24 protein-coding genes and 1 tRNA gene are annotated in these 25,432 nt (G+C 71.0%); 13 read left to right on the top strand and 12 right to left on the bottom strand.

The annotated features are described in order from the left end of the window. Window positions 1-137 precede the first annotated feature (137 nt). The 5 genes from lpxB to hisI all read right to left on the bottom strand — a co-directional run bounded on the left by lpxB (window position 138) and on the right by hisI (window position 5,165). Window positions 138-1,367, bottom strand: coding sequence for a lipid-A-disaccharide synthase (gene lpxB / locus MVG78_RS15165; RefSeq protein ID WP_247552819.1), 1,230 nt, complete (start codon window positions 1,365-1,367; stop codon window positions 138-140). Then, entirely contained in the window at window positions 1,364-2,269 is a 906-nt protein-coding gene (locus MVG78_RS15160) for a carbon-nitrogen hydrolase family protein (protein WP_247552817.1), read from the bottom strand. Before MVG78_RS15160 ends, lpxB begins: the two co-directional genes overlap by 4 nt. After that, window positions 2,266-2,895, bottom strand: coding sequence for a GNAT family N-acetyltransferase (locus MVG78_RS15155; RefSeq protein WP_247552815.1), 630 nt, complete (start codon window positions 2,893-2,895; stop codon window positions 2,266-2,268). Before MVG78_RS15155 ends, MVG78_RS15160 begins: the two co-directional genes overlap by 4 nt. Window positions 2,896-2,969: 74 nt before the next feature. Next, window positions 2,970-4,556, bottom strand: a complete 1,587-nt coding sequence (locus MVG78_RS15150; RefSeq protein WP_247552813.1) for a tetratricopeptide repeat protein — start codon at window positions 4,554-4,556, stop codon at window positions 2,970-2,972. A 135-nt stretch (window positions 4,557-4,691) separates the two neighbouring features. Beyond that, window positions 4,692-5,165, bottom strand: a complete 474-nt coding sequence (gene hisI / locus MVG78_RS15145) for a phosphoribosyl-AMP cyclohydrolase (protein ID WP_247552811.1) — start codon at window positions 5,163-5,165, stop codon at window positions 4,692-4,694. Window positions 5,166-5,209: 44 nt separating this feature from the next. Between hisI and MVG78_RS15140 the strand changes: the two genes are divergently transcribed. The 4 genes from MVG78_RS15140 to MVG78_RS15125 all read left to right on the top strand — a co-directional run bounded on the left by MVG78_RS15140 (window position 5,210) and on the right by MVG78_RS15125 (window position 9,222). Next, entirely contained in the window at window positions 5,210-5,665 is a 456-nt protein-coding gene (locus MVG78_RS15140) for a Fur family transcriptional regulator (RefSeq protein WP_247552809.1), read from the top strand. Between the two features lie 116 nt (window positions 5,666-5,781). Further along, window positions 5,782-7,239 (top strand): DASS family sodium-coupled anion symporter, encoded by a 1,458-nt coding sequence (locus MVG78_RS15135; protein WP_247552807.1) that lies wholly within the window; start codon window positions 5,782-5,784, stop codon window positions 7,237-7,239. A 144-nt stretch (window positions 7,240-7,383) separates the two neighbouring features. Beyond that, the gene (locus tag MVG78_RS15130; RefSeq protein WP_247552805.1) at window positions 7,384-7,818 is read left to right on the top strand and encodes a hypothetical protein; all 435 of its coding nucleotides are present in this window, start codon (window positions 7,384-7,386) and stop codon (window positions 7,816-7,818) included. A 252-nt stretch (window positions 7,819-8,070) separates the two neighbouring features. Next, the gene (locus tag MVG78_RS15125) at window positions 8,071-9,222 is read left to right on the top strand and encodes an acyltransferase family protein (RefSeq protein ID WP_247552804.1); all 1,152 of its coding nucleotides are present in this window, start codon (window positions 8,071-8,073) and stop codon (window positions 9,220-9,222) included. A 119-nt stretch (window positions 9,223-9,341) separates the two neighbouring features. Here MVG78_RS15125 and metC read toward each other — a convergent pair whose 3' ends face one another. The 3 genes from metC to MVG78_RS15110 all read right to left on the bottom strand — a co-directional run bounded on the left by metC (window position 9,342) and on the right by MVG78_RS15110 (window position 12,182). After that, window positions 9,342-10,547: a cystathionine beta-lyase gene (metC, locus tag MVG78_RS15120; protein ID WP_247552802.1), complete on the bottom strand. Its 1,206-nt coding sequence runs from the start codon at window positions 10,545-10,547 to the stop codon at window positions 9,342-9,344. Continuing rightward, the gene (locus MVG78_RS15115) at window positions 10,547-11,374 is read right to left on the bottom strand and encodes a sulfurtransferase (protein WP_247552800.1); all 828 of its coding nucleotides are present in this window, start codon (window positions 11,372-11,374) and stop codon (window positions 10,547-10,549) included. Before MVG78_RS15115 ends, metC begins: the two co-directional genes overlap by 1 nt. 76 nt (window positions 11,375-11,450) lie before the next feature. Further along, window positions 11,451-12,182 carry an alanyl-tRNA editing protein gene (locus MVG78_RS15110; protein WP_247552798.1) on the bottom strand — a complete coding sequence of 244 codons (732 nt, stop codon included), beginning with the start codon at window positions 12,180-12,182 and terminating at the stop codon, window positions 11,451-11,453. Window positions 12,183-12,344: 162 nt separating this feature from the next. Between MVG78_RS15110 and MVG78_RS15105 the strand changes: the two genes are divergently transcribed. Continuing rightward, on the top strand, window positions 12,345-13,247 hold the full coding sequence (locus MVG78_RS15105; protein WP_247552796.1) for a DMT family transporter: 903 nt from the start codon (window positions 12,345-12,347) through the stop codon (window positions 13,245-13,247). 144 nt (window positions 13,248-13,391) lie between these two features. Beyond that, a complete protein-coding gene (locus MVG78_RS15100) occupies window positions 13,392-14,075 on the top strand; it encodes a CBS domain-containing protein (RefSeq protein ID WP_247552794.1) in 684 nt (227 codons plus the stop codon). A 40-nt stretch (window positions 14,076-14,115) separates the two neighbouring features. On the opposite strand, the gene fdhD is transcribed toward MVG78_RS15100, so the two are convergent. Further along, window positions 14,116-14,970 carry a formate dehydrogenase accessory sulfurtransferase FdhD gene (gene fdhD / locus MVG78_RS15095; protein WP_247552792.1) on the bottom strand — a complete coding sequence of 285 codons (855 nt, stop codon included), beginning with the start codon at window positions 14,968-14,970 and terminating at the stop codon, window positions 14,116-14,118. Window positions 14,971-15,239: 269 nt separating this feature from the next. Here fdhD and modD point away from each other — a divergent pair, with 269 nt between their 5' ends. Further along, a complete protein-coding gene (modD, locus tag MVG78_RS15090) occupies window positions 15,240-16,094 on the top strand; it encodes a ModD protein (RefSeq protein WP_247552790.1) in 855 nt (284 codons plus the stop codon). 25 nt (window positions 16,095-16,119) lie between these two features. Here the strand turns inward: modD and MVG78_RS15085 are convergent, their stop codons facing one another. From MVG78_RS15085 to MVG78_RS15075, 3 genes are all read right to left on the bottom strand, one after another. Beyond that, the gene (locus MVG78_RS15085; RefSeq protein WP_247552789.1) at window positions 16,120-16,497 is read right to left on the bottom strand and encodes a YbbN family protein; all 378 of its coding nucleotides are present in this window, start codon (window positions 16,495-16,497) and stop codon (window positions 16,120-16,122) included. Window positions 16,498-16,641: 144 nt separating this feature from the next. After that, complete coding sequence (gene parA, locus MVG78_RS15080) at window positions 16,642-17,268, bottom strand: ParA family partition ATPase (RefSeq protein ID WP_247552787.1); 627 nt, start codon at window positions 17,266-17,268, stop codon at window positions 16,642-16,644. A gap of 184 nt (window positions 17,269-17,452) precedes the next feature. Continuing rightward, window positions 17,453-18,361, bottom strand: a complete 909-nt coding sequence (locus MVG78_RS15075) for a dienelactone hydrolase family protein (protein ID WP_247552786.1) — start codon at window positions 18,359-18,361, stop codon at window positions 17,453-17,455. 223 nt (window positions 18,362-18,584) lie between these two features. Between MVG78_RS15075 and MVG78_RS15070 the strand changes: the two genes are divergently transcribed. The 6 genes from MVG78_RS15070 to clpX all read left to right on the top strand — a co-directional run bounded on the left by MVG78_RS15070 (window position 18,585) and on the right by clpX (window position 25,350). Continuing rightward, entirely contained in the window at window positions 18,585-20,036 is a 1,452-nt protein-coding gene (locus MVG78_RS15070) for an NAD(P)H-hydrate dehydratase (protein ID WP_247552784.1), read from the top strand. A 134-nt stretch (window positions 20,037-20,170) separates the two neighbouring features. Beyond that, on the top strand, window positions 20,171-21,295 hold the full coding sequence (locus MVG78_RS15065; RefSeq protein WP_247552781.1) for a class I SAM-dependent methyltransferase: 1,125 nt from the start codon (window positions 20,171-20,173) through the stop codon (window positions 21,293-21,295). A gap of 137 nt (window positions 21,296-21,432) precedes the next feature. Continuing rightward, window positions 21,433-21,517 (top strand) — tRNA-Leu (locus MVG78_RS15060). Window positions 21,518-21,575: 58 nt separating this feature from the next. Continuing rightward, window positions 21,576-22,949 (top strand): trigger factor, encoded by a 1,374-nt coding sequence (tig, locus tag MVG78_RS15055; RefSeq protein ID WP_247552779.1) that lies wholly within the window; start codon window positions 21,576-21,578, stop codon window positions 22,947-22,949. 319 nt (window positions 22,950-23,268) lie between these two features. After that, the gene (gene clpP / locus MVG78_RS15050; protein ID WP_247552777.1) at window positions 23,269-23,925 is read left to right on the top strand and encodes an ATP-dependent Clp endopeptidase proteolytic subunit ClpP; all 657 of its coding nucleotides are present in this window, start codon (window positions 23,269-23,271) and stop codon (window positions 23,923-23,925) included. A gap of 168 nt (window positions 23,926-24,093) precedes the next feature. Next, window positions 24,094-25,350, top strand: a complete 1,257-nt coding sequence (gene clpX, locus MVG78_RS15045; protein WP_027280290.1) for an ATP-dependent Clp protease ATP-binding subunit ClpX — start codon at window positions 24,094-24,096, stop codon at window positions 25,348-25,350. The last annotated feature ends 82 nt before the right edge of the window (window positions 25,351-25,432 follow it).

The raw sequence follows: 25,432 nt of genomic DNA, 5'->3' as shown, positions 1-25,432 counted from the left end.
GCGGCGTGAAGCGGACCAGCGCGCCCCAGCAGGCCAGCCCGACGAGCAGGCCCAGGGAAAGGCCGGGGCGCAGGCGGAGGCCCCGGACGGCGAAGCGCAGCGACGGGATCAGCATGGTGCGGGCGGTGCTCTCCGGCTCAGGCGCCAGCGGCCGGGCGGGAAGGTTCCGATTCGGCCGGCGGCGGGAGGGATGATGGCGCCCGGGCCGCGATTTCCGCCAGCACCGCCCGGGCGGCGGCCTGGCTGGGAAGGAGGCCGGGGCCGGGGCGGAGCTGTTCCAGCAGGCGGGCGAAGCCGTCCTCCTGCCGCGCGCGGGCGGCGGGTTCGGTGAGCAGCCGGACGAGTTCGGCGGACAGCTTCTCCGGCGTGCAATTCTCCTGGATGTATTCCGGGATCACCTCCGCATCGGCCAGCAGGTTCACGATGCTGGCGAAGCGGACCTTGATGATGCGGCGGACGATTTCCGCGGTGACGGGATTCACGCGATAGGCCACAGCCATCGGTACCCGGGCGAGCGCGACCTCCAGCGAGGAGGTGCCGGACTTGATGAGCCCGGCCCCGCCGCTGTCCCGCGCGGCGGCGAAGGCGTCGTATTTCTCCGCCACGTCGCGCACCAGGATCGGGGCGGGGGACCAGGAGGCGGTGCCGGCGCGCACGGCCTCCTCCACCGGCCCGGCCAGCGGCACCACCGGGCGCAGGCCGGGCACGCGGGCCTCGGTGCGGCGCAGGGCCTCGCCGAAGATGGGCAGGAGGCGCGTGACCTCGGTGCGGCGGCTGCCGGGCATGACCAGCACCACGCGCTCGTCGGGCGAAAGGCCGTGGCGGGCGCGGAAGCGGGCGGCGTCGCCCCGGTCGGCGCCGCTTTCCAGCACGGGATGGCCGACGAAGCTGACGGGGATGCCGGATTTCTCGAAGAAGGGCGCCTCGAAGGGCAGCAGGGCCAGGATGCGGTCCACCTGCCGGGCGATCTTCTTCACGCGCCAGGGTTTCCAGGCCCAGACCTGGGGGGCGACGTAATGCACCACCGGCACGCCGGCCCGGCGCACCCGCGCCGCGACGCGCAGGGCGAAGCTGGGCGCGTCGATCGTCACCAGCACGGCGGGGCGGCGGGCGGCGATGTCGGCCACGGTCTCGTCCAGCCGGCGGGCGAGGCGGCGGAGATTCGGCAGCACCTCCAGCAGCCCCATCAGGGCCAGTTCGCGCATCGGGAAGAGGCTTTCTAGCCCCTGTTCCGCCATACGCTCCCCGCCCACCCCGGCGAAGCGGAGATCGGGGCGAACCGCGCGCAGCGCCGCGATGAGCCGGGCGCCGAGCACGTCGCCGGAAGCTTCCCCGGCGACCAGATAGACCAGTGGCGCCCCGGTCATGCGAAGCGGCCCGGTTCCGGGACGGGGAAGGGGGCGGTGGGCCAGTCGCGGTGGTTGCGCACCCCGCCATCGGCCCGCACCGCCGCGATCCGCGCCGGGTCGAGGGTGGCCAGCACCCAGCCGGGCTCGTCCAGCGCGCCGCGGGCGAGGATGCCATCCTCCGGGAAGCCGCGATCCACCGGGCCGAAGACGGCGGCGAAGCCCCGGTTCACGTCCAGCGCGGCCGACCAGGGGGCGAGGCCCACGGTGGGGGCGATGGCGACATAGCACTGGTTTTCCAGCGCCCGGGCGGCGGCGGAGAGGCGGACACGGTTGAAGCCGTGCAGCGTGTCCGTGCAGGAGGGGGCGAGGATCAGCCAGGCCCCGGCCTCCACCTGGGCGCGGACATGGGCGGGGAATTCCACGTCGTAGCAGACGGAGAGGCCGATCCGGCCCCAGGGCGTGTCGAAGACCCGTGGCGCGGCGCCAGGGGAGACGATCCAGCGCTCGGCCTCGAAGCGGGTCATGAAGCGCTTGTCCTGGAAGGCGACGCGGCCCTCCGGGTCGATCAGCGGGGCGCGGTTGCGCACCCGCCCGTCCCCGTCGCGCACCGGCAGGGTGCCGGGGAGCAGCCAGAGCCCGGCGCGGCGGGCGGCGGCGCGCATCGCCTCCAGGATGGTGGGGGCGGAATCGGTCATGGCGCGGAGCTCGCCGGCCTCGTCCACCGCGAGTCCGTCGCCCGTATTGCCGGAAAGGGCAGCGCCGAGTTCCACGGCGGCGTATTCGGGCAGGACGGCGAGATCGGCCTGCCCGGCGATGCGGGCGAGCCAGGTGTCGAGCTTCGCCGCGAATTCGGCCACGTCGCGCGGGCGCTCCACCGGGTATTGCAGCAGCGCGAGGCGGAGGGGGGCGGGCGGGGTCATGCCAGATCCTTCAGCCAGGCGGTGAGATCGTGCGGGACCTCGTCCCCGCCACCGGCCTCACCGCCAACCTCTGGCCAGTCCATGCGGACCACGATCTCCGGATGGTGGCGGTAGCCGCGCTTCGCCCAGAAGGCATCCAGTGGCACATGGCCCGCCGGGCGGCGCGGGTCCGCCGGGTCGCGCCGCACGCCCACGAAAGCGGCCCGGCGCAGGCCGAGGGCGCGGGCATGGGCCTCCCGTCCCTGGAAGAAGCGCACGCCGATGCCCTGGCCGCGATACGGGGCGAGCAGGACGGATTCGCCGAAGTAGCAGAATTCGGCGGGGTCCAGCCCGGCCGCGCGGAAGGCCTCGCGCACCTTGTCATGGGTTTCCGCCATGGGCTGGCAGGTGGCGGCGCCGACCACCTCCTCGCCCCGCTCCCCGGTGGCGAAGGCCAGGACCGCGGCGGCATCGGGGCGGCCGGCATAGGCGGCGAGGTAGTCCTCCTCCCGCTCCGGGTTGCCCTCGTAGAGATAGGGCCAGTCGCGGAACACGGCGACGCGCAGCCGCGACAGGGCGGGCAGCCAGGGGCGCAGCGCGGCGCCGCGCAGGGTTTCCGTGCGGAGGGGCGGGGCAGGATGGGACATGATGGGGTAGGGCATAGAGCAGATCTGCCCCACCGGGCTATGGCATCGGCGGAAGACCCTCAGCCACGCCTCCGTCAGCTCCGCCCGAGCAGGCGCGCCAGGAAGCCGCCGCCCTGGGCGGCCGTGGCGGAGCGTGGCGGCTCCGGCTGCGCGGGGGGCGGCGCGGCGAGGGCGGCCATGAGCTGGCGGGCGGCCTCGCTGCCCGGGTGGCTGGACAGCAGGGCCTGGCAGGCCAGCATGGCCTCCGCGGTGGCGCCCGTGTCACGCAGCAGGGCCACCAGGGCGAGGCCATGGGCCTCGGCCGCCGGGTCCAGTTCGACGGCCCGGCGTAGCGCGGCGGTGGCCTCCTCCGCGCGGCCCTGGCGCGCCAGGGCACGGCCGAGCCCGGCCTGGGCGCGAGCCCGCTCCACCGCACGGGGGCCGGTGGCGGAATCGATTTCCTCGGGGGCCAGGGCGGCCCGGAAATGCGGCTCGGCCAGGACGGGCTCGTTCACCTCCAGCAGCGCCTCGCCCGCCAGCACCGCCAGGGCGCTGTCGCCCGGGACCCAGCCGCGCCCGGCCAGCGCGGCGTCCACGGCCTCGCGCGGGCGGTTCTGGGCGGAGAGGGAGACGGAGAGGCCGCCATGGACATGCGCGACGTCGCGGCGGACATCCAGCGCGGCCCGGAAGAAGGGTTCGGCCTGGGCGCCACGCCCGGCGGCCGTCAGCATATGGCCGACCTCCTGCAAGGGCTCGAAAGCGCCCGAGAGCGCGGCGCCGTAGCGGGGCCAGGCGTCGTCCAGCCTGCTCCAGCGCTTCTCCTCGAAGAAGCGGCGCAGCATCACCGGCACCAGTTCCCGCTGGTCGTCCCGCAGCAGGGACGGGACGCAGCCATGGCGCAGGGCGCCCTCGCGGAGGCGGGCGGCCCGTTCCTCATGCCCACGGCGCAGCGCCTCCCGCGCCACGACGCGGTGCCAGACATGGGTCTGGCGGCGGCGGCGGAGCAGGTGGCGCAGCGCCACCGGGTCGTTCGCCAGCACCGCATCCAGCGCCTCCCCCAGCGCCTGGCTGCTGCGGAGCAGATGGATCGCCCAGTGCTCCATGAAGGGCGCGGGCACCCAGTGCGCCAGCCCGGCGGCCATGATGGCGCGGGCCTGGGCGCCGTCCTCCCGGTGATAGGGGTCGGCCACGATCACCGGCACCGGCGGCAACTCGTCCGCGTCGATGCGCAGGCCGGCATGGAGCTTGCGGTTGAAGTAGCCCGCGTAGCGCGTGTCCTCCGGCACCACGGCGGCATCGATCGAGTATTGCGGCGAGATCGCCAGGGCATGGTTCACGCCCAGGCGGCGGGCGTGTTTCAGTGCCGCATGCGCCCCCATGCTGTAGCCATAGGCGACGGTGTGCGGATCGAGGAAGGGCCTGATCGCGCGGGCGGCGGCCTCGACGGACCGGGCGGGATACCAGTCCGGCGCGTGGCTGACGATGCCGATCAGGTCGAGGCCGAGCTTGCGCGCCGGGGCCATGCCCCAGACCCGCATCCCGTCGGGGCGGAAGGTCAGGTCGGCGAAGGTCAGCAGCGTGCCGCGGCGGCTGCCGCCACCCGGCAGGGAATCCGTGGCGGGGTGGAAGACGACGCGCAGCTTGCCGTCGTCGAACAGGATTCTGGCGGCGGAACCGGTCATGGGTACGGCCGGGTGAAGTGTCGGGCGGCCCGGCTCGTGCGGCATCTCATTCCGCCGCCATTAGTGCCCTTGGGAAGATCGCAACGCAAGGTGGAAGCGGAAGGGGAGGATCAACCCTCCGGTTGCCGTGGCGATTCAGCCGGAATGGCCGTGGCCATGCCCGGCGGTATTGCCGTAGAGCGCGGCGGGGTCTTCCAGCGGTTCGGCGATGGCGGTGAGCTCCCCGTCGCGCAGGGCCCAGGAGAAGCAGGAGCGCCGGCCGGTGTGGCAGGCCACGCCCACCTGATCCACCAGCGCCAGCACCGCGTCCCCGTCGCAGTCCAGCCGCAGCTCGCGCAGGTGCTGCACCTGGCCGGAGGTGTCGCCCTTGCGCCAGAGGCCCTTGCGGGAGCGGCTGTAATAGGTGACCCGGCCGGTGCGCAGGGTCTCGGCCACGGCTTCCCGGTTCATCCAGGCGAGCATCAGGACCTCACCCGTGTCGTGCTGCTGCGCCACGGCGGCGACGAGGCCCTGGGCATCGAAGCGCAGCCCGCCGAGGACCTGCGCGATCGCCGCCTCGCTGAGCGGGGCGGATGTGGCTTCGGGGGCGGTGATTGGGCGGCTCGGCATGCGATACTATATAACGCATCCCGGGACCGGATGGGAGGATGGGCATGGCGCAGGCGCTTGAGGCGGCACTGGATCGGGCGGCGACGTCCTGCCTGAATCGGGGGGCGCAGCTCACCCCGTTGCGGCGGCAGGTGCTGGGCCTGGTGCTGGCCTCTGACCAGCCGCTCGGCGCCTATGCGCTGCTGGACCGGCTGAAGGCCGAGCGCCCGGGCGCCGCACCGCCCACCGTGTACCGGGCGCTGGATTTCCTGCTGGAGCAGGGGCTGATCCACAAGGTCGAGCGGCTGAACGCTTTTGTCGGCTGCATGGAGGCGGAGCATGGCCATGCGCATGACCATCCGCACCAGTTCCTGATCTGCCGGCAATGCGGCACCACCCAGGAGATGGCCGACCCGGCGGTGATGCAGGCGGTGGAAGCGGCGGCCCGGCGGGTCGGGTTCCGCCCGGACCATGCGACGGTGGAGGTGGAGGGGACCTGCGCCCGCTGCGCCGCGGCGTGACCTCCGGGGGCCGCACGCCGCTCGCCCTTTGGTGATGGCGGGGGGTTGATCCAGGTCAGACCGGGCCGGGCGAAGAGGGTGAAACTGGAGGGCAGAACCGGATTCGGAATTCCGCCATGTCCAGTCGCGGATGGGTCGCCCCCGCTCTTCCCCTGCTGATCGGGGCCGGCCTCGCCCTTCTGCCCCATCCCCCCGGCCTGCCGCAGCATGCCTGGTACTTCCTGGCCATCTTCGCGGCGGTCATCGCAGGGCTGATCACGGAGCCCATTCCTTCCCCGGCGGTGGGTTTCGTCGGCGTGGTGCTGGCCGGGCTCTCGGCGCAATGGGTGCTCTTCTCGCCGCAGCAACTGGCGCAGCCGGGCTTCAACCCCACCGCCGCCGCCGTGTCCTGGGCGTTGTCGGGGTTTTCCAACGGCACGGTCTGGCTGATCTTCGCCGCCTTCATCTTCTCGCTGGGCTATGAGCGGACCGGGCTGGGGCGGCGGCTGGCGCTGCTGCTGGTGTCGCGGCTCGGCGGGCGGACCCTGTCGCTCGGCTATGCGGTGATGATCGCCGACGGGGTGCTCGCGCCCTTCACGCCGTCCAACACCGCGCGCAGCGGCGGCACCATCTTCCCGATCGTGAAGAACCTGCCGCCGCTCTATGATTCGAAGCCCAACGACCCCTCGGCGCGGCGGATCGGCAGCTATCTGATGTGGACGGCCATCGCCTCCACCTGCGTCACGAGTTCCCTGTTCCTGACAGCGCTGGCGCCGAACCTGCTGGCGGTGGAGCTGGTGCGGCGGACCACGCAGATCTCGCTCGACTGGACCTCCTGGTTCCTGGGCTTCCTGCCTGTCGGTGCGATCCTGCTGCTGGCCACGCCCTGGCTGGCCTACAGGCTCTATCCGCCGGAGGTGCAGCGCAGCCCCGAGGTGCAGGCCTGGGCGCGGGCGGAGTTGAAGAACCTCGGCCCGCTTTCGGGGCGGGAGATCATGCTGGCGGCGCTGGTGGTGCTGGCACTGGCGCTGTGGATCTTCGGCACGGGCATCATGGACCCGACCATGGCGGCGTTGCTGGTCGTGGCGCTGCTGGTGCTGACCGGCACCATCACCTGGAACGACGTGGTGACCGACAAGCCGGCCTGGAACACGCTGGTCTGGTTCGGCACGCTGGTGACGCTGGCCGGTGGGCTGGCGCAGGTGGGGGTGGTGCGCTGGATCGCCGACCTGCTGGGCGGGGCGCTGGAGGGGCTGCCGGTGGTGCCGGCGATGGCGGCGCTGGTGCTGGCCTTCTTCCTGCTGCACTACCTCTTCGCCAGCGTGACCGCGCATGTCACCGCGCTGCTGCCGGTGATGCTGACCGTGGCGGCCGCGATCCCCGGCATGCCGATGGAGCGGATGGCGCTGATGCTGTGCCTGAGCCTGGGCATCATGGGCATCATCTCCCCCTATGGCACCGGGCCGAGCCCGATCTATGCGGGCAGCGGCTTCCTGCCGGTGAGGGATTTCTGGCGGCTGGGCACGATCTTCGGGGCGATCAACCTGATCGTCTTCCTGGTGGTGGGGCTGCCCTGGCTGATGCTGGTGAAGTAGCGGCTGCGGCGGTCGGCTTTCCTTTCACCGGGGAAAGCCGCCGTGGCTTGTTCTCACCATCAAATGAACAGAGCCGGATGCTTAAATGTTTCTTATTCGTATTGAATAAGGGGAGGATGCGGCGGTTATCAGAGGACCTGTCCCATGAGGATGGTTTGCGTTCTGGCAGTGCTCGGCCTGTTCCTGGCCGCCGGCGCCAGGCCCGCCGCGGCGGGCAATGACTGCCGGCAGTACAAGCCGAGTGTGAGCATCGTCGTGGGCCCGGGCTCGATCCCGCCGCAGAAGCGGCAGGCCGAGATCCATTACTTCTTCAGAGGGGCGCCCGCCTGCTGGGATGCGGTGCATCTCCGCTTCGGGGTCGCCGGGCGGGAGCCGTATGTGATCCAGGAGATCAAGTCCGGCCGGAACTGCGGGATCTACAAGGACGGGCGGTCGCTGCCGGCCTGTTCCCAGCCGGTGGGGACCGTCGAGTTCGGCACGACCTATGTCGTGGGGCTGCAGGAATGCGACAAGCATGCCCTGTCGAGCGACGAATGCTCGTCCTGGGCTTCCCATACCGTGACCACGCCGAGGAACTGAGGGCGGAACTCCGGGAGGGCGGTTTGGCGGGTGGTTTTCCATCCCGCTTCTCCTGGTCCGAGCGGCCATCTGCCGTGGCTTGGCCGCGCCATGGCGGCCATGCCTCTCCGCGCCCCATCAGCGGTCTCGGCGCCGGGAAAACCTGCCGTGTTTTCGCCACGCTTGCTCCTGCTCAATAGCCGCCTGTGATGCAACGCTTTCGGCCGGCGCGGGGGCGCCGACGGAGCAGGAAGCGGAGCAGGGGCAACACTCATGGTTTCGGGCCAGCCGCGCAACTTTACCATCGATGTGCTGCGAGGCATTTCAATCTGCCTCGTGCTGCTGCTCCATTTCCACTTATCCTACTCTCTGCTTGAGAGTCCTTTGGCATTGGTGCTGCCGGAAGATTCCATCAAGGCTCTCGTGAGGAACGGCAATTACGGGGTCACGATGTTCTTCGTGATATCCGGCTATCTCATCACGTCCACAACGGTGAAGCGATATGGCACTCTCGCCGCGGTGGATGTGCCGAGCTTCTATGCTTTCCGCTTCGCTCGCATCGTGCCTTGCCTGGTTCTCGCCCTCGCTTTGATCGTGGGGCTGGGAGCAATTGGGCAGCCTGCCTTCACCAATACGGCCAAACCCGGCTGGCCAGCCGTCGATACCATGATGGCGGTGCTGTCCGTGCTGACTTTCTGGCACAATATCCTGATGCAGCATGCGTGGTATTTCAACTACGCCATGAACATCTACTGGTCCTTGTCGGTCGAGGAAATGTTCTATCTGGTTTTTCCTCTTCTCTGTTTCGCCTTGAAGAGGCCCAGGATCATCGTTGCGGTCTGGCTTCTCGCCATTGCGCTGGGCCCCGTTTACCGCAGCTTCCATACCGACGACGAAATCTACTTCATGTACGCTTATCAGGCTTGCTTCGATGCGATCGCCTTCGGCTGCTGCGCAGCCTTGGTCGCCCAGAAGATCAACCTCAAAGGGGTGAGAGGCAAAGCTGTCCGGATCGCCGCCGCGCTCCTGATGGGGGCGACCTATCTTGCAGGCATCCACGGCCACGAGGTCTTCGGGTTCACTCTGGTTGCTGCCGGCACTGCTGTGCTGCTGGTCGGGGCGCAGGGCGAACAGGTTCCGGCCTGGCTGTACCGCAGCCACATGCTCGCGGGCCTACGCTGGCTCGGCCGGCACAGCTATGAACTCTACCTGTTTCATATCATCGTGCTGGGCCTGATGCGCGGGTTCTGGCCCCGTGGGACTCTGGCCTATGCCGACAAGGCGCCTGCCATGGTTGCCTTCGTGGCCCTTTCCGCTCTGACAGCCGGGATCATCGCGCGCTTCTATGCGGAGCCGCTGAACGCAGGGCTTCGTGCTGCTTTCCTCAAGGTGAGGAGCGCCCCCGCGCGACAAGGTGGATACTAGCGCGATCTCCATCTCGTCCTGGCTCCTGCCGGGGCCGACTTTCTGCCTTCTGGCTCTCCGATAAGGTGTCTGTCCCGAACGGAGCCCGGGAGAGGCGGGGCCTCTCCCGTGGCGGTGCCTCAGCGCGGCAAGGCGTCCAGCCCCGCCGCGAGGTCGGCGATCAGGTCCGCCGGGTCCTCCAGCCCGATATGCAGGCGGAAGGCCTGGCCGCCCAGGGCCAGGGGCGTGGCGGTGCGGGTGACGGCGGTGGGGAGGGCCAGGCTCTCATAGCCGCCCCAGGATGCGCCGATGCCGAAATGGTGCAGCCCGTCCACCAGGGCGCACATGTCCGCGCGGGAATAGCGCGGCTGCAGCACCACGCCGAAGAGCGAGCAGGTGCCGGTGAAGTCGCGCTTCCAGATCCCGTGCTGCGGGTGGGAGGGCAGGGCGGGATGCAGGGTGCGGGCCACCTCGGGGCGGCTTTCCAGCCAGCGCGCGACCTCCAGCCCGTTCTGCGCCTGCTGCTTCAGCCGCACCGGCAGGGTGCGGAGGCCGCGCAGGGCGAGCCAGCAGTCGTCCGGGCTGGCGAACTGGCCCAGCGCCACATAGGCGGCGCGGACGGCCTGCCAGTCCTCGGGCGTGTTCACCGTGACGCTGCCGAGCAGGATGTCGGAATGGCCGCCGACATACTTGGTCAGCGCCTGGATCGAGACATCGACGCCGTGCTGGAAGGGCTGGAAGTGGTGGATGCCCCAGGTGTTGTCCATCAGCACCTTGGCGCCGTGGCGGTGCGCGGCGCGGGCGATGGCGGGGATGTCCTGCACCTCGAAGGTATGGCTGCCGGGGCTTTCGGTCATCACCACGCGGGTGTTGGGGCGCAGCAGGGCTTCCAGGCCCGCCTCGTCCACCAGCGGGTCGTAATACTCGATCTCGATGCCCCAGCCGCGCAGCAGCCCGTCGGCGAGGCGGCGCGTGGGGCCGTAGATGCTGTCGGCGATCAGGCAGTGGTCGCCGGCCCGGAGATAGGCTTGCAGCGCCAGGGCGACGGCGGCGAGCCCGGTGCCGACGACCAGGCAGCGCGTGCCGCCCTCGATCTCGGCGATGGCGTCCTCCAGCGCGTGATGCGTCGGCCCGCCGGCAGTGCCGTAGGTGAGGACCTGCTCGAAGCTGCGCCTGTGGACGGCATCCATCGCCTCGCAGGAGGCGTGCAGCACGGTCGAGCCGCGCTGTACCGGCGGATTGACGAAGCCGTGGCGGCGCAGCGGCGCCCGGCCCGCCTGGGTCATGCGGGTCTCGAAGGACAGGTCCGGGCGGGAGGCGGGCGCGTGGGGCAGGGTGTCGGGCATCACTTGACCTTCGGGGTTTCGGGACGGGCCGCCCATTCGGTCCAGGAGCCGTCATAGACGGCGGCCTCGGGCAGTCCGGCGCGGTGCAGGCCGAAGGCCAGGACACAGGCGGTGATGCCGGTGCCGCAACTGGTCACCACCGGCCGCGTGCCGTCCACGCCGGCCGCGGCGAACTTCTCGCGCAGCGCCTCCGGCGGCAGGAAGGTCCCGCCGGGGGCGATCAGCTCGGTGGCGGGCAGGTTGCTGGCGCCGGGCATGTGGCCGGAGGGCAGGCCGGGGCGCGGTTCCGGTGCCGTGCCGTCGAAGCGACCCCTGGCGCGGGCGTCGAGGATCAGCGCCGCGCCGCCTTCCGTATCGGGCGCCGTGGCGAAGGGGCTGGTCCATGGCCTCCCCTGGCGGACGATGCGCTTCACGTCGCCGATGCCGGCGAGGAAGGCGGCGATGAAGTCGGGGTGGTAGGTGGCGGGCGTCGCGGGGGCGGGTTCGCCGCTTTCCACCGGGCGGCCCTCCGCCTGCCATTTCGGCAACCCGCCATCGAGCACGGCGACCTTCGTATGGCCGAAGAGGCGCATCAGCCACCAGCCGCGCGGGGCGGAGAAGATGCCCTTCTGGTCGTAGAACACGACGCGCGTGTCGTTGCCGATGCCGAGCGCGCCGACGAGGCGCGCGAAGCGGCCCGCCGTGGGTGCCATGTGCGGCAGGTCGGTCTCCGGGTCCGCGATCTCGTCCACGTCGAGGAAGCGGGCGCCGGGGATATGGGCCCGGGCGAATTCGGCGCGGCCGGTCTTGCCCTCGGGCGGCAGGTAGTAGGTGATGTCCAGGACCACGAGGTCCGGCCCTCCATGCCCCTTTTGGCCGAGCTCGGCGGCGAGCCATTCGGTGGTGACGAGCGATCCATCCCGGTCAGTCCTTCAGCACGATATGGACGCGGCGGTTCTGCTTGCCCTTGCTTTCCAGCTTGGTCACTTCCACCGCGCCGATTTCCTTGGTGGAGCGGACATGCGTGCCGCCGCAGGGCTGCAGGTCCACCGGCGATTCCTCGGAGCCGATGCGCACGAGGCGGATCCTGCCGGCGCCGCGCGGCGGCTGCACCGAGAGGGTGCGGACCAGGCCGGGATTGCGGTCCAGCTCGGCCTCCTCGATCCAGCGCTCGCCGACCGGGTGGTCGGAGGCGATCAGCAGGTTGAGCTGCTGCGTCAGCCATTCCTTGGGCGGCGGCTCGGGCAGGTCGAAGTCGAGGCGCGACTTCTCGGCACCGATCTGGTTGCCGGTGGCGTAGATGCCGGGCATCACCGCGCAGAGCAGGTGCAGGGTGGTGTGCATCCGCATGTGGCGGTGGCGGCGTTCCCAGTCGATCGAGGCGATGACGTTGGTGCCGGGCTCGGGGCGCGGCGCGTCCTCGGGCAGGGTGTGGAGGACGGTGTTGTCCGTGCCTTTCAGCGCCTCGGTCACCTTGGCCTCGGCGAAGCCGCCATCGGGCTTCGCCCAGCGAAGCGTGCCGGAATCGCCGGGCTGGCCGCCGGCGCGGGCGTAGAAGAGCGTGCGGTCCAGCACCACGCCCTCGGGGCCGGAGGAGACCACGGTCGCGCCCGCGTCGCGTCCATAGGGGTCGAGGCGGTACAGCAACTCGGTCATCGTCGTTCCACTCCGCAAACGCGTTCCATCGTGCTGCCCACGGCGCTCCCCCGGGCCGGCCTGCCGGGATGCGGGCGCGAAAGGGCGGGGCGGCGCTCTGGTCATCCCGGGCGCTGGACCCTAGCCTCGGCCCGGTACGCCGTCCACACGAGCGCCTTCGCCATGCAAGACCCGGCCAGCGCCGCGCGCAGGCGCGCCATTCTTCTTGTCCTCGGGGAAGCCCTGGCCTTCTCGCTGGTCGCCGCGATGATCAAGCTGCTGGGCGGCGCGATCCCGCTGGCGGAGGTGATGCTCTTCCGCAACCTCTTCGCCCTGCCGGCCCTGATGCCGCAGGCCATGGCGCATGGCGGCTGGCGGGCGCTGCGGACGCGGGCGCCGCTCGGCCATCTCCAGCGCAGCGGCTGGGGGCTGCTGGCCATGGGCGGCTCCTTCTACGGCTATGCGCATCTGCCGCTCGCCCTGGCCAGCGCGCTCACCTTCACCATGCCGCTGTTCCTGACGGTCTTCTCCGTGCCGCTGCTGGGCGACCGGGTGGGGCCGCGCCGGGCCTCGGCGGTGCTGGTGGGCTTCACCGGGGTGCTGGTGATGCTCTCGCCCGGCCTGGTTTTCGGCGCGGGTGGGGATGCGGACACGCCCGATCCCGTCGCGGTCTGCGTGGTGCTGCTCTCGGCCATCGGCTGGGCGCTGGCGATGATCTCGATCCGCCGCATGGGCAAGGCCGGGGAGCCGGGCGTGACCATCGTGCTGTGGTTTGCGCTCTCGGGCGTGGCCGCCTGTTCCATCGCCTCCCTGCCGGTCTGGGTCTGGCCCGCGGCGGGGCAATGGGCGCTGCTGGCCGGAATCGGGATGGTGTCGGGGATCGGCCAGCTTCTGCTGACGGCGGCCTATCGCGGCGGCGAGGCGGCTCTGCTGGCGCCCTTCGAGTATTCCGGGCTGATCTGGGCGGCACTGCTGGGCTGCCTGCTCTGGGGCGAGTTCCCGGGTCTCGCCGACATGGCGGGCTTCCTGATCCTGGTTTCGGCGGGATTGTTCATCTGGCGCACGGAGGTGACACGGCGGGCCTGAGGGAGGAATTCGGGGCGCTGTCCGGCGGCTTTTCCCTTGATCCAGGTCATGGCCCCGTCCTCATCTGTCATGGGATGAAACCCACGTGCCGGACGGCCCGCCCGCCGCGCCGGCTTCGTCAAGGACAGAACCAAGGAGGACGCTGTGAAAGTTCGCGAGATCATGACAGGCCAGGTGATGACGGTCGGCCCGGACACGCCGGTGCCTGCCCTGGCCAGCCTCTTCGCCTCGCGCGGCATCTCCGGCGTGCCGGTGGTGGATGAGACGGGCCAGCTCGTCGGCCTCGTGACCGAGGGCGACCTGCTGCGTCAGATCACGGGGGAGGAAGAAGCCCAGTCCTGGTTCCGCCGCCTGATCGAATCCGCGCCGAGCCAGGCCCTCCAGTACGTGCAGTCGCATGGGCGCGTGGCGCGCGACCTGATGACGACCAGCCTGGAAACGGTGGGCGAGGATGACAGCATCCAGAAGGCCGCCGGGATCATGGCGAAGCGCAACATCCGCCGCCTGCCGGTGGTGCGCGACGGCAAGCTGGTCGGCATCCTGTCCCGCGCCGACCTGATGAAGGCCATCGTCGCCCCGCCGGCGCAGGCGCCCGGCGAGACCAGCGATGCCGAGATCGAACGGAAGCTGGTGGCCGAGATGCGCCGGCACAGCTGGGCGGATGCCTATTACATCTTCCCGCATGTGGAGAAGGGCGTGGTGCAGTTCCACGGCTTCTGCAACTCGGACGATGTGGAGCGCGGCCTGCGCGTGCTGGCGGAAGGCATCCCGGGGGTGAAGGGCGTGACCTTCGACCTTTCCCCCGTGCCGCCGCCGATGCTGGCCTGAACGGGGCCGGGGGAGGGCGCCGCCTTCCCCCGTTCCCGCCTCAGGCTGGGCATTCCAGCCCGGTGACGCGGCCGGCGCCATGGAAGACCGTCACGGAATCCCGCCGCGCCACGGCCAGCAATGTCATGTCCAGGGCGCGGGCGCGTTCCAGCGCCAGGGAGGTCGGCGCCGAGATGGCCACGAGGCTGCGCGCGCCGAAGGCCGTCGCCTTCTCCACCATCTCGAAGGAGCAGCGGCTGGTGATCAGCAGGAAGCCCTCCGCCGGGGCTTCGCCCGCGCGCAGGGCGGCGCCGATCAGCTTGTCCAGCGCGTTGTGGCGGCCGACATCCTCGCGCAGCAGGCGCAGTGTGCCATCCGGCGCGGCCCAGGCGGCGGCATGGACGGCGCGGGTTTCCTGGTTCAGCACCTGCGCCGCCTCCATCGCGCCCAGCGCCGCGCGGACCGCCCCGGCCTCCAGCCGCGGCGCGGGGGTGGCGGGGGCGGCTGCGGCGGGCAGGGCGTCCAGCCCCTCGACCCCGCAGAGACCGCAGCCCGTCCGGCCGGGCAGGCTGCGTTCCCGCGCCCGGCGCTGTGCCAGGTGGCGGCGCAGGGCGGCGGGGGCCAGCGTGATGTCGAGGGCGAGGCCGCGGTCTTCCGGGTGCAGGGCCACGTCGCGGATCTCCTCGGGAGAGGCGACGATCCCCTCGGTCAGGCTGAAGCCGTAGGCGAAATCCTCCAGATCGGCCGGCGTGGCCATCATCACCGCGAAGGGGATGGAGGAGTAGGCCAGGGCCACGGGCGTTTCCGCCGCCACCATCACCGCGCGGGGCCGGGCCTCGCCGGTGCCGAAGGGCAGGAGGCTGGCCTCCGTGGCGAGCGCGGTGGGGAGCGGGGCACGGGGGATGGGCGGCGTCATCGGCGGTTCCTGAGTGGGCCTTTCCGGCCCGCAGCATCAATGGCGCCGGGCCGGGTGGGAGACAACCGGCCCGGCATGGGCACGGGGATGCCGATGCCGTGACCGGTGGCCCCAATGGCAGACCCAATGGTGGACCCTGGCGGAGGGGGGGCCATGGCGGCGTGCCCTCGCCGGGGTATGAGCCTGGTGCAGGCCACGGCACGGGCCTGCGTGGGGGCTGCGCGGCGTGGCCTGGTCTATGATCCGCACCAGAAAAAGGGGGTCACTCCATGAGCTTCACCATTCCGGCCGCCCGTCTCGAATTCATGCTGCAGGAGGACTCTCCCTACGGCGACCTGACCACGCGGGGCCTTGGCATCGGCGAGTTGCATGGCCGCCTGTCGATGACGGCCGGGTCATTGATGACCGTGTGCTGCGCCGAGGAGGCGGAGACGCTGTTCCGCCTCGCCGGCTGCGAGGAGGTGCAGCGCTTCTGCCGTTCCGGCGCGCAGATCGAGGAAGGCAGCCCGATCCTCCAGGCGCGGGGACCGGCCGGCGCGCTGCACCGGGCCAGCAAGACGGCCCAGACGCTGATGGAGCTGACCTCCGGCGTCGCCACCGCCGCCGCCCGGCTGCGGACGGCCGCGCGGCAGATCCGGCCGGAGATCGCCGTGGCCTGCACGCGCAAGCACCTGCCGGGGGTCAAGGACGTGATGCTGCGCGCCATCACGGCGGGCGGCTGCGTGCCGCACCGGCTGGGCCTTTCCGACAGCGTGCTGGTCTTCGCGCAGCACCGGGGATTCCTCGGCCGGCAGCCGCCGCATCTCTGGGTGGCGCAGCTCCGCGCCGCGCAGCCCGAGCGCAAGATCGCGGCCGAGGCGGGGAATGTGGACGAGGCGGTGCAGTTCGCCCATTCCGGGGTGGATATCGTGCAGTGCGACAAGTTCTCGCCGGAACAGGTGGCCGAGGTGGTGCGCGCGCTGAACGGCCATCCGAAGCGGCCGGTGCTGGTCGCCACCGGCGGCATCGACGATCGCAACATCGCCGATTATGCCCGGGCCGGGGTGGATGTGATCGTGACCTCCGCCCCCTATACGGCGCCCCCGCTGGACGTGCGGGTGACGATCGAGCGCAACGGGCGCTGAGCGCCGGCGGCCTCGCCGCGACGCCTCAGTGGAGGCGCCGGAGCTGTTCGCCGACCAGCCGGGTGAAGGTGGGGACGCCCGGCCAGCCGGTGATCCGGCCCCGGGGGCGGCGCCCGGCGAAGATCAGGAAGGCCGGGATGCCGAGCAGCCCGAAGCGCGTCGCCAGGCTGAGGTCGTCGCGCAGGTCGCTTTCGAGCCAGCGGACGCCGGGCCAGAGGAAGCTTTCGGGCGTGCTGCGTAGGGCGGCGCGGACTGCCTCGCAATCGGCGCAGCGGCTGCCCCAGAGATAGAGGATGCTGACCTGCCCGGGACCGCTTTCCGCGAGGACGGAATCCAGCTCGGGATCGGTGACGGGGCGCATGGGCAGGCGCCCGAAGGCGCTGAACGCGATGATGCTGGCCAAGGGCTCTTCCTCCTGATCGCCGCGGGATGGCCATGTGCTGGCTCTGCTGGGTCCCCGCGGACCGCCGCAGCTTAGACGCGGCGCGCCCCGGTGCGTGACAAAAGGAAGTCAGCGGATCGCCGGGCCTGCGTCAGGAGGTACGCCTCAGGGCGCCGCCTCGCGCCGAAGGGCCTCGGCCAGGGCGCGTGCTTCCTGGGCGGCCAGGCCGCGCGGCGCATCCTCCACCGCGCCGAGGCCACGCCCGAAGGCGGCGGCGAAGGCGGTGCGGTTGCCGAGCGTGGCGGACAGGACCGGCAGGTCGCGCTCGCGCAGATGCGCCCGCACCTCGTCCCGCAGCCGCCCCTGGGAGGGGACACGGTTCAGCAGCAGGGCGACGGGGCGCTTCTCCTCGGCGGCGACCGAGAGGGTGGCGTCGATGGCCCAGACATCGGGCATCGAGGGCTGCAGGGGGATGAGCACCAGATCCGCCGAGCGGATGGCGCGGCGTGCATCGGCATCGGCATGCGGCGGCGTGTCGAGGATCAAAAAGCCGGGAGCCTTGCGGCGCCTGTCCACCATCTGCGACACGCGCCAGCCCGCCGGGGCGTCGAAGTCCAGCGCCGGGGCGTCTCCGGAGCGTTCCTGGTGCCAGCGGGTGAGCGTGCCCTGCGGGTCGGTGTCGAGCAGGGCGACGGGGACGCCCTCGGCCAGCAGGGCCGTGGCCAGGTTCGCCGCCACCGTGGACTTGCCCGCCCCGCCCTTCTGGCTCGCCACCGCCACCACGAATGCCATTGCCGTTCCCTTTCCTGGTCTCTTCCGAAGTCTCTGTCCGGGGCACCGGCCACCCCCGCCCCGGTGGCCAGGGCGAATCCGCCTTCCGCTGCAGACCGGGCTCGCAGACTGGGGCTTTTCATACTGGGGCTTTTCATCCGGTTTGGCGAACGACACCGCGATGGGCGCCTCCGCCCGGCTGGCCTCAGGCGACGCCGTGGTCGCGGAACCAGGCGAGCATGCGGCGCCAGCCCTCCTCGGCGGCCTCCCGCCGGTAGCTGGGGCGGTAGTCCGCGTGGAAGCCGTGCGGGGCATCGGGAAAGACCACGATCTCCACCTGCTTTCCGGCGGCGCGGGCCTTCTGCGCGGCGGCCTGGACCTGATCGACCGGGATGCCCGTGTCGGCGCCGCCATAGAGGCCCAGGAGCGGGCATTTCAGCTCGGCGGCCACATCCATGGGGGTGCGCGGCTGGATGTCGCTGGTGCCGCCGCCGACCGGCCCGTACCAGGCGATGGCGGCCTTCAGCGCCGGGTTGTGGGCGGCGTAGAGCCAGGTGTTGCGGCCGCCCCGGCAGAAGCCGGTGACGCCGAGCCGCGTGGTGTCGCCATGCCCTTCGGCCTTGGCCCAGGCCACGGTGGCATCGAGGTCGGAGAGCATGGTCGTGTCGGGCGCCTTGCTGATCACGTCGCGCACGATCTGCTGCACGTCGGTCATCTTCGAGAGGTCGGCGAGGCGGGCATAGAGTTCCGGCGCCACGGCAAGGTAGCCGGCCTTGGCCAGGCGGCGGCAGATATCCTTGATGTAGTCGTGGACGCCGAAGATCTCCTCGATCACCAGCACGGTGGGGAAGGGACCCTCGCCGGCCGGACGGGCGGCATAGGCGGGGATGCGGCCATCCCGGGTGGGGATCTGCACCTCGCCCGCCTGCAGGCCGGCATTGTCCGTCTGGATCACCTGGGCCGCCGCGCCATGGGCGGTGGCCAGGGTCAGCCCGGTCATCAGCGAGGTCATGATGATGACGTCACGCCGGTGGAGGCCATCGCGATCCGGGGTGGCGGCGCCACGCGGGCCGGCCGGCTGGATGAGGCCGTCGAGGCCGTGCAAATCCGTCATCGTCATGATCCTTCCGTGCGGCTGGCTGCCCGCCTCGCCCTGGCCCGGAGGAAACGGGAGGACCTTCCCCGCATCCGGGGGCGGGGCGCGGCGTTGGCAGGGTGACATGGGCGCCGGGGTGCAGGAAGCTCCCGCCCTGGGCGCTCACGGGCTTCCTATCGCCCGCCGGGCCCGATCCATGGGCTGTTTCAGGAGGGCGACCGGCCCTCGCGAGGAACCTGGCTTGATCCACACGACCTCTCCCGTCCCGCCGGAACTGCTGACCCCTGACGAGATGGCCCGCGCCGATGCGCTGGCCGCCGAGGCGGGGCATCCGACGCGCGTGCTGATGGCGGCGGCCGGGCGGGCGGTGGCGCGGTCGCTGCGCCGGCGCTGGCGGCCCCGGCGGGTCGTGGTGCTGTGCGGGCCCGGGGACAATGGCGGCGATGGCTGGGTGGCGGCGCGGCTGCTGGCGCAGGAGGGCTGGCCCGTCGCGGTGGCGGCCCTGGCGGAGCCACGCCCGGGCGGGGCCGCTGCGGAGGCGGCGGCGCGCTGGCGCGGGCCGAGGCTGGGCTGGGGGCCGGCGGCGGTGTCGCGGGCGGCGGTGGTGGTGGATGCGGTCTTCGGCGCCGGCCTGTCGCGGCCGGTGGACGGGGCGGTCGCGGATGTGCTGCGCGCCATCGCGGCACCGGTCCTCGCGGTCGATGTGCCGAGCGGCGTGGATGGCGGCACGGGGCAGGTGCGGGGCCATGCGGCCCAGGCCATGGCCACGGTGAGTTTCGCGCGGCTGAAGCCGGGGCACCTGCTGCTGCCGGGGCGCGATCTCTGCGGAGAGGTGGAACTGGCGGATATCGGCCTGCCCGATTCCGTGATCGCCGAGATCGCGCCGCGTGCCTTCCGCAACGGGCCCCGGCTCTGGCGCCTGCCGCGCCCGGCGGCGGCGATGCACAAGCATGAGCGCGGCCATGTCCTGGTGGCCGCGGGGGCGACCATGCCCGGGGCGGCGCGCCTGGCCGCGATGGCGGCGCGGCGCGCGGGGGCGGGGATGCTGACCATCGCCGCGACCTCGCCCGGCGCGGCCTTCACCCTGCGCGGCGTCGCCATGCCGGGCGACATCATCGCCGATCCGCCGCCGGATGCGATGAGCGGAAGCAAAGGGCGTGTCTGGGTCCTGGGGCCGGGCCTGCCGCCGGACGAGAGGGCGGGCGCCCTGCTGGACAAGGTGCTCGCGGGCGGCCAGCCGGTGGTGGCGGATGCGGGGGCGCTGACCCTCTGCGCCGGGCATCCGGAGCGCCTGCGAGGCGCCTCGATCCTCACGCCGCATGGCGGGGAGTTCGCGCGGGTCTTCGGCGCGGTGGGGGAGGACCGGCTGGCCTCCGTGCGCGCGGCGGCGGCGCGGACCGGGGCGGTGGTGGTGCTGAAGGGCAGCGACACGATCATCGCCGCGCCGGACGGGCGGGTGGCGATCAACGACAACGCCCCGCCAAGCCTCGCCACGGCCGGGACGGGGGATGTGCTGTCCGGGATCTGCGGCGCCTTCCTGGCGCAGGGGATGCCGCCCTTCGAGGCTGCCGCCGCGGCGGTCTGGGTGCATGGCGCCGCCGCCTCGCCGGGGCCGGGGCTGATCGCCGAGGATGTGGTGGCGGGGATTCCGGCGGCCCTGGCCCTGGCGGAGAAGATGCGCGCCGGCGGATGATCCCGCTGCGACCGGATTCCCATGCCGGAGGACGACCCTTGCGGGCGCGGCATGGGGGATTTTCCCGTAAAAGTGGTCGTTTGTGCGCCGCACCCGTGTTAGCCATGCCCGGGTTCAAGGATGGGAGGCGGATCATGCTTGCCGATCGCCAGGCCCGTGAGGACGGGAAGAGTGGGGAAGGGCAAGTCTCTGCCCCGGCGGAGGGCGACACCCTGCTGGCGCCCGCCCCCCGCCGGGCGCAGGTGACGGCCGAGGATGTGCGTGCCGCCTATCGCCTGATCCTGGGGCGGGAACCGCATCCGGACGAGACGGCCGCCCTGGCGTCGCGGGCGGCGATGACGCCGGACCTCGCCACGCTGCGGCGGGAATTCCTGGGCTCGGACGAGTTCCGGGCGAAGCTGGACGGGCTCGGCCTGGCGATCACCCCGCCGCCGCCCTTCGCGCCGCTGGACGCGCCTTTGCAGGAGATCGAGGCCGAGGCACCACCCGAGGAACTGGCGCGGCTGCTGGAACGGCTGACCGCCTGCTGGACGGCGCTGGGCGAGGAGGCCCCGCACTGGTCGGTGCTGCCCCTGCCACAGCACCGGCCGGAGAATCTGGAAGCGCACCGGGACGGATTCTACCAGACGGGGCTCTTTGATCTCGGGCTGATCCTGTCGATCTTCCGCCGCGCCGGCCTCGCTACCGCGGACCTGCCGGTCATGCTGGAATATGGCTGCGGCGTCGGGCGGGTGACGGGGCAGGTGGCGCCCTGGTTCCGGGAGGTCATCGCCTGCGACATCTCGCAGCCGCACCTGGACGTGGCGGCGGCGCGGATGGAGGAGGCGGGGATCGGCAATGTCCGCTTCCACCCCGTCACCGCGCAGCATCTCGTCCCGGCCAGGGCCTATGATCTGTTCTACAGCCGGCTGACCCTGTGGCACGACCCTCCGCCGGTGGTGGCGGCGGTGCTGGACCAGGCCTTCGCCGCGCTGCGCAACGGGGGGATGGCGATCTTCTCGGTGCCCGGCTGGGCCGAGGGCTACCGCTTCTCCACCGCGGAATACCTGGCGCGGGAGCCGGTGGCGGAGCGGGAGTTCCATGTCTTCCCGCAGCGCGCGGTCTTCGCCCTGGCGAACCGGCATGGCTGCGTGCCGGTGGAGCTGCGCGAGGATACGGGCCTGCTGGACCTGCCGACCGGGCGCTGGACCTCCTTCCTCTATGCCTTCCGCAAGATCGGGCAGGTCCGCCGGCCGCAGCCGCGCATCCGTCGGGGGTGAGGCGGGCGCCTCCCCGCGGGTGGTTTCGGGGGGCGGGGCGCGCGGATTCGGGGCGGAAGCGGCGTGAAGTCCCGGGTGCCGGCTTGGAAATGCCCGCCCTATGGGTTACACGCCGGCGCTTCGACGGCACGGCGCATGCGGGCGTGGTGGAATTGGTAGACACGCTGGATTTAGGTTCCAGTGGCGCAAGTCGTGGGGGTTCAAGTCCCTCCGCCCGCACCAGCCACCGCCCCGCCACGGGCAGTGCCGCACAAGGATTTTGGAACTGGGACCGAACGACATGCAGGTGACCGAGGTCGCGACGGAGGGGCTGAAGCGCTCCTTTGACGTGGTGGTGCAGGCGGCCGAGGTGGACGCGGCGCGGAACAAGCGTCTGGCGGCCGTGGCCAGGGATCTCCGGCTGCCGGGCTTCCGCCCGGGCAAGGTGCCGATGTCGGTGGTCAAGAACCGCTACGGCACGGCCATCAACGGCGAGGTGCTGGAAGAGGCGGTGCAGACCGCGACCCGCGACCTGCTCTCCGAGCGCGGGCTGAAGCCGGCGCAGCAGCCCAAGGTGGAGCTGAAGAGCGAGGAGATCGGCGAGGGCAAGGACGTCGCCTTCCATATCGAGATGGAGGTCCTGCCCGAGATCCCGATGCCGGAATTCTCCTCCATCGAGGTGGAGCGGCTGAAGGCCGAGCCTTCCGAGGAGGAGGTGAACAAGGCGCTGGAGGGTCTGGCGGCCCGCGCGGCCTCGCTGGAGGACGTGACCGAGGACCGCCCCGCCGAGGCCGGCGACACGGTGATCGTGGACTTCGTGGGCCGTGCCCGCCCGAAGGACAATCCCGAGGGCGAGCTGGAGGAGTTCCAGGGCGGCAGCGGCAGCGACATGCCGGTGGAGCTCGGCGGCGAGGGCTTCATCCCCGGCTTCGCGGACGGGCTGGTCGGCATCAAGGTCGGCGAGACCCGGCATGTCGAGGTGACCTTCCCCGAGGAATACCACGCCCCTGACCTCGCCGGCCGCCCCGCCGTCTTCGAGATGACGGCCAAGGCGCTGAAGAAGGCCGTGAAGCCGGCGCTGGACGACGAGTTCGCCAAGAAGGTCGGCGTGCCGGGCGGGATCGAGGACCTCCGGAACCAGATGAAGGAGATCCTGCAGAGCCAGTACGACCAGGCCTCCCGCCTGAAGGTCAAGCGCCAGCTCCTGGACGCGCTGGCCGAGCGGGCCGACTTCCCGGTGCCGCAGGGCCTGGTGGATGCCGAGTTCGAGGGCATCTGGCAGCGCGTCGAGGCCGATCTGAAGGCCGGGCGCCTGGACGCCGAGGACAAGGGCAAGGACGAGGAGACCCTGCGGGCCGAGTACCGCAAGATCGCCGAGCGCCGCATCCGCCTGGGCCTGCTGGTCAGCGAGATCGGCCGCACCAACGGCGTGCAGGTCGGGCAGGAGGAGATCCTGCGGGCCATGCGCGCCGAGGCCGGCCGCTATCCCGGCCAGGAGAAGCAGGTGATGGAGTACTTCCAGCGCAACCCGCAGGCCATGGACAGCATCCGCGCCCCGCTCTTCGAGGAGAAGGTCGTGGACTTCATGCTGGAGCTGGCCAAGGTCAACGAGCGCAGCGTGACGCCCGAGGAGCTGCAGGCCCCCGAGAAGGCCGAGGCCACCGACGCGGCCTGACCCCGGCCGGGTCCCTTTCCCGGCGGGTTCCACCCGCCGGGCCCCATCTGCGGGAAGGGTACCGGGGTGATGCCTTCTCCCCGGTCACCGATCTGTCTTCCGCCCCCTTCCATCGGTGGGCGGGGCGGGCCATCTTGGTTTCGCCGAGGCGCGCGACGTGCCGGGGCGGGCCGGTTCGCCGCATGTTTCGTCAATCCTTGCCGGGCATATACCCCCGGGGGAGGGCCGGGACTGGGGACCGGACGGGCCGGGAGGCGGTTGCCTTCATGCCCTTCCGCCGCCAGCATCGGTTCTGGGCCCGGTGGCGAAAGGAAGTGACATGCGTGACCGCGATCCGGTTGAGATCTATAACAATACGCTCGTTCCCATGGTCATCGAGCAGACCGCTCGCGGGGAGCGTTCCTTCGACATCTATTCGCGCCTGCTGAAGGAGCGGATCATCTTCCTGACGGGGCAGGTCTATGACGGCGTTGCCTCGCTGATCTGCGCCCAGCTCCTGTTCCTGGAGAGCGAGAACCCGAACAAGGAGATCTCGTTCTACATCAATTCTCCGGGCGGCGTGGTGTCGGCGGGCCTCGCGATCTATGACACGATGCAGTATGTCCGCGCCCCCGTGAGCACGGTCTGCATGGGCATGGCGGCCTCCATGGGCTCCCTGCTGCTGACGGCCGGCGAGAAGGGCAAGCGCTTCTCCTTGCCGAATGGCCGGATCATGGTGCATCAGCCCTCCGGCGGCGCCCAGGGCCAGGCGACCGACATCGAGATCCAGGCGCGCGAGATCCTGAGCCTGCGCAAGCGGCTGAACGAGATCTATGTGAAGCATACCGGCCAGCCGGTCGAGGCGATCGAGGCGAAGCTGGAGCGCGACACCTATATGTCGGCCGAGGAGGCCCGGGATTTCGGGCTGATCGACCAGGTGGTGGAGCAGCGCCCGGCCAGTGCCACGGCCGATGGGGCGGCGCCCAAGCCGGTGTGAGCCGCGCGAGAAATGCCCGGCGGGCAACCCGGAGATGTGTTCTTTGGGGGCTCGCCGGCGCCCGAGGCTTCCCCCATTTGTCATACGGGGTCTAGAGTACCCTTTGCCCTTCGGGCGAAACCCGGGCGTTCCGCGTCCAGGGGACGGTAACCGGGGTCAGGAGCGAGCATGAGCAAGTCCGGCGACTCGAAGAATACACTGTATTGCTCCTTCTGCGGCAAGTCGCAGCATGAGGTGCGCAAGCTTATCGCCGGTCCGACCGTGTTCATCTGCGATGAATGCGTCGAGCTGTGCATGGATATCATCCGCGAGGAGCACAAGACGCACCTCGTGAAGTCTCGCGACGGGGTGCCGACCCCGAAGGAGATCTGCAAGGTCCTCGATGATTACGTGATCGGCCAGGAGCACGCCAAGAAGGTGCTCTCGGTGGCGGTCCATAATCATTACAAGCGGCTGGCCGCGGGCGGGAAGTCTGGCGACGTCGAGATCGCCAAGAGCAACATCATGCTGATCGGGCCGACCGGCTCGGGCAAGACGCTGCTCGCCCAGACGCTGGCACGCATCCTCGACGTGCCCTTCACCATGGCCGACGCCACGACGCTGACCGAGGCGGGCTATGTCGGCGAGGATGTCGAGAACATCATCCTCAAGCTGCTGCAGTCGGCCGACTACAATGTCGAGCGGGCGCAGCGTGGCATCGTCTATATCGACGAGGTCGACAAGATCAGCCGCAAGTCGGACAACCCCTCGATCACGCGCGACGTGAGCGGGGAGGGCGTCCAGCAGGCGCTGCTCAAGATCATGGAGGGCACGGTGGCCTCCGTCCCGCCCCAGGGCGGAAGGAAGCACCCGCAGCAGGAATTCCTGCAGGTCGATACCTCCAACATCCTCTTCATCGTGGGTGGCGCCTTCGCCGGCCTCGACAAGATCATCGCCGCCAAGGGCAAGGGCTCCGGCATCGGCTTCGGCGCCGAGGTCCGCGGCCCGGACGAGCGCCGCCAGGGCGCCATCCTGCGGGAGGTGGAGCCCGAGGACCTGCTGAAATTCGGCCTGATCCCCGAGTTCATCGGCCGCCTGCCGGTGGTCGCGACGCTGGAGGATCTGGACGAGAAGGCGCTCATCGAGATCCTGACCAAGCCCAAGAACGCCCTGCTGAAGCAGTACCAGCGCCTGTTCGAGATGGAGGCCACCAAGCTGACCTTCACCGAGGATGCGCTGCGTTCGGTGGCGACGCGGGCGATCCAGCGCAAGACGGGCGCCCGCGGGCTGCGCTCGATCATGGAGAACATCCTGCTGGGGACCATGTTCGAGCTGCCTGGCCTGGATCAGGTCGAGGAGGTCGTGGTGAACAAGGAAGTGGCCGAGGGACGGGCCACGCCGTTGTTCATCTATGGCGAGCGTCCGGCGGAACAGACCTCCGCCTGACGCCGATGGGAGCCGCGCCCGCCCGCACCACCGAGAGGGTCTTGACCTACACGGTTGTATGCAAGGGCGCGGCGCACCATCT

It is taken from the genome of Roseomonas gilardii subsp. gilardii (assembly GCF_023078375.1).
Taxonomy (GTDB): domain Bacteria; phylum Pseudomonadota; class Alphaproteobacteria; order Acetobacterales; family Acetobacteraceae; genus Roseomonas; species Roseomonas gilardii.
Note: the sequence above shows the minus strand (reverse complement) of the source record. Positions and strands in the feature narration are given on the sequence as shown.